The 3,452-nt window shown below is 74.2% G+C and carries 3 protein-coding genes and 1 pseudogene; 2 read left to right on the forward strand and 2 right to left on the reverse strand.

The features are described from left to right. Positions 1 to 454: pseudogene (locus ACTUAL_RS25475) on the forward strand (NAD-dependent epimerase/dehydratase family protein); the annotation flags it as partial. Between the two features lie 6 nt (positions 455 to 460). Here ACTUAL_RS25475 and ACTUAL_RS25480 read toward each other — a convergent pair. Next, positions 461 to 940 carry an ATP-binding protein gene (locus tag ACTUAL_RS25480; protein ID WP_440902021.1) on the reverse strand — a complete coding sequence of 160 codons (480 nt, stop codon included), beginning with the start codon at positions 938 to 940 and terminating at the stop codon, positions 461 to 463. A 161-nt stretch (positions 941 to 1,101) separates the two neighbouring features. On the opposite strand from ACTUAL_RS25480, the gene ACTUAL_RS25485 reads away from it, so the two are divergent. Further along, positions 1,102 to 2,289, forward strand: a complete 1,188-nt coding sequence (locus ACTUAL_RS25485) for a PP2C family protein-serine/threonine phosphatase (RefSeq protein ID WP_440902022.1) — start codon at positions 1,102 to 1,104, stop codon at positions 2,287 to 2,289. Between the two features lie 81 nt (positions 2,290 to 2,370). Here ACTUAL_RS25485 and ACTUAL_RS25490 read toward each other — a convergent pair whose 3' ends face one another. Next, positions 2,371 to 2,898: an SSI family serine proteinase inhibitor gene (locus tag ACTUAL_RS25490; RefSeq protein ID WP_440902023.1), complete on the reverse strand. Its 528-nt coding sequence runs from the start codon at positions 2,896 to 2,898 to the stop codon at positions 2,371 to 2,373. Positions 2,899 to 3,452 lie beyond the last annotated feature (554 nt).

The following is a 3,452-nucleotide window of genomic DNA, read 5'->3' on the forward strand; positions in this document are numbered from 1 at the left end:
GGACTACCTGGGGCCCGGCGTGGGGACCAACGGGCACGTCACCCGCGTCCTGCCCGACGCCCTGCGCGGCAAGCCCGTCCTGATGATCGGGCGCACCGACCTGCCGCACGCGTTCACCGACGTGCTCGACGTCGCCCGCACCCTCGTCGCCGCCGCGGCCGACCCCACCGCCCACGGGCGCGCCTGGCACGTGCCGTCCAACCCGCCGCTGTCCCAGGAGCGGGTGCTCTCCGACGTGCTCCGCGCGGCCGGGAAGCCGCCGGTCACGGTGCGCGGGCTGCCGATCGCGGCGCTGCGCGCGGTGGGCCTGGTCTCGCCGATCATGCGCGAGATGGCCGAGGTCGGCTACCAGTGGACCCGCCCCTACCTGCTGGACGACACCGCCGCGCGCGAGCACTTCGGCATCGAGCCGACGCCCTGGGACGAGGTCTGCCGCCGGACCGCGCTGGGGTGATCCGGCTCACGGGAACGGCATCCGGGCCCAGACGACCTTCACGTCGGGGCCGCGCCGCACGCCCCAGTCCGCGCACAGGGCCTGCACCATCCGGATGCCGTTGCCCCGGAACTCGCCCAGCGTCGACGTCCCCGGCAGCGGCGACCGCTCCGGGCTCGCGTCGCTCACCTCCACCACCAGCTCCGCGCCGCGCTCGTCGTGGACCTCGCGGCGCAGGACCAGCGTGCGGGGCGGCTCCGCGTGGTCGCAGGCGTTCGCCGCCAGCTCGTTCGCCACCAGCTGCACGTCGTCCACGAAGTCCCGGTCGTGCCCGGCCAGCAGCTCGGTGACGCGCGCCCGCACCGCGCCCAGGTTCTCGCAGCGCAGCGACGCGTCGACCTCCACCCGGCCGGTGGTGCGCCCCGGCTCGAGGTGGGGCCGTCTCCCGCCGTCCCGAGGGGTGGGGACGGCGGTGGGTTTCCGGATCGAGAAGTGCGAGTAGGTCACGGCGCCGTGTTCCCGCGATCGCGTTCGGTCACACCACGCGCCGCCGGGCTCACCCCTGGCGGTGACGCGGGTGCGGCGTGTGGCGCAGTCGCCTGCGCGGTGTTCGCGTTCCCGGCGGGTACCGTCCGGTGGGTGAATCCCCGTCGGGTGGTGCCACGCCCATGACCACCCCTCCCGCCCAGGACGGCGCGCTCGACCGGGCCGCCCTGGAGCAGCTGCCCTACGGCTTCGGGCTGGCCGAGCGCACCAGCTCCGACCCGGACGCGCCCGCCGAGTTCCGGCTGGTGCGGTTCAACACCGCGTCCGCCGTGCGCGCCGGCCTCGGCGCGGGGGAGGGGCGCACGCACCGCGAGCTGATGTCCGAGGCCGAGGCCCGCGAGTGGACCCTCATGTGCGAGCAGGTCTGGCGCACCGGCGAGACCACCCGCCGCACCCGGCACCTGCCCGCAGGCGACCTCGACATCGAGATCACCGCCTACCCGGTCGCCCACCCGGACGGCGCGGACGGGACCCGCTACGTCGGGGTGCTGGCCGCCGACGTCAGCCCGCGCGCCGCCGAGCAGGCCACCCGCGAGCGGGAGCAGCGGCGGCTCGCCGAGGTCGCGATCACCCTGCAGCACGCCATCCTGGGGCCGACGGACGGGCTGCCCGCCCAGGTCGCCGCCCGCTACCGGCCCGCCGTCCCGCAGGGCGAGCCCGCGTTCACCGGGCCGGGGCACCCCGGCGGCGTCGGACTCGGCCCGGTGCTCCAGGTGGGCGGGGACTTCCACGACGTCGTCGCGCTGCCCGGCGACCGGTGCGCGCTGCTCGTGGGCGACGTCGTCGGCAAGGACCTGGCCGCCGCCGCGGTCATGGGTCAGCTGCGCAGCGCGGCGCGGGTGCTGCTGCTCCAGGACAACGGGCCCGCCGCCGTGCTGACCGCGCTGGACACCTTCGCCGAGCGGCTGCCCGGAGCGCTGTGCACGACGGTGCTGTGCCTGGTGGTGCACACCGGGACCGGGCACGTGGACTACGCCTCGGCCGGGCACCTGCCCGCGCTGTGCGCGCACGACGGCGGGTACCGGGAGCTGGCCGACGGGCTCGGGCCGCCGCTGGCCGCGGTGCCCGGCGCGGTCCGGAACCCGGCGAGCGCGCTGATCCCGCCGGGGGCGACGCTGCTGCGGTACACCGACGGGCTCGTCGAGCGGCGGGACCGGGACCGGGACGAGGGCATCACCCGCGCGGGGGAGGTGCTCGTCTCTTCGACGGAGGCGGACGTGGAGGAGCTGGCCGATCTGCTGCTGCGCGAGCTACCGCCCGCCGTCCCGCCCGACGACACCGCCCTGCTGGTCTACCGGCACCGGCCGTGACAGGGGGGCGGCGGTGCGGGGGGACCGGTCCTGCGCGGGGCGCCCGGCGGCGCCGATCGCGTCGACGCCGCCGGTCCGCGCTCAGAACCGGAAGACCGCACGGGTCGCCGTGAACATCTCGCACTGGTCGCGGTAGGTCTTGTTCCACTGCACGGAGCGGCCGTCGTAGGTGCCGCTCATCGTCGCCGTGATCGAGCCGCCGCCGGGCGCGCACCGCTGCGTGTCGCGCCGCATGTTCGCGATGTTGCCCTGGACCGCGGCCAGGTCGGAGCACGCCTGGTCGCCCTTGGGGTGCAGGTGGCCGGAGGGGTCGGCGGGGCAGGACAGCCGGACCGCGCGGTACCAGGTCGACTGCGCCCCGGACAGGCTCAGGGTGTAGCGGGTCGCCCCGGCGGGCGCGCTGGCCTTGACGCCCGTGCCGCTCGCCGCTGTGCCCTTCGCCGCTGCTCCCTGCGTCCCTGTGCCCTGCGTCCCTGTGCCCTTCGCCGCGGTCCCCTTGACCACGACCGTTCCGCTCACCGCCGTGCCGCTCGCGCTCGCCTGGGGTGCGAGGACCGTGGCGCAGGCGATCAGGCCGACCAGCACGGCCACCGAGTTCTTGATGCGCATCGACGTGCCCTTTCCTACCTGTGGAGGGGGTGCCGGTGGGGAGGGCGCCCGAGGGCCCTGCCGACGAGGGGAAGCGCGCTGATCCTGACAGCGCGCACACGACTCCTGCGTTTTTTGCGGAACAAACCGCCCGTTCGGGGCTTCCTGTGGGCAAGATAAATACAAAGCGCCGATGTATCGAGTTCGGTGAGTCACCGATATGTGGGGTGCGCGGGCGATGCTCCGCCGTTCCCCGGCGCCAGTCCCCGGCTTGTCCCAAGAGGGTCGGTAGTCCGCATTTTTAGGATCTCCAGCTTCTGGCGCGCAGGTGGTTGCGTCGTCACGAGCAGGTGATATTCAGGGGACAAACCTGTGGTGTCCGTAACCGCCTCTCCATCGATGGAGTGACGCTCTGACCTGTCTTGTGACCCCTTCGGGGAGGTTCTTCCGCTTTTGGCCCACAATGCGGTGTGCATCCCGGCTTCGCTTCCGAGTGCTTCTGAATCGCTCCGATAGCCTTCGTGTGCAAGTGATCGGCCTGACCTCGGGAGTGCGGTCGGGGCGGCGCGTCGAGA

The organism is Actinosynnema sp. (assembly GCF_052038725.1).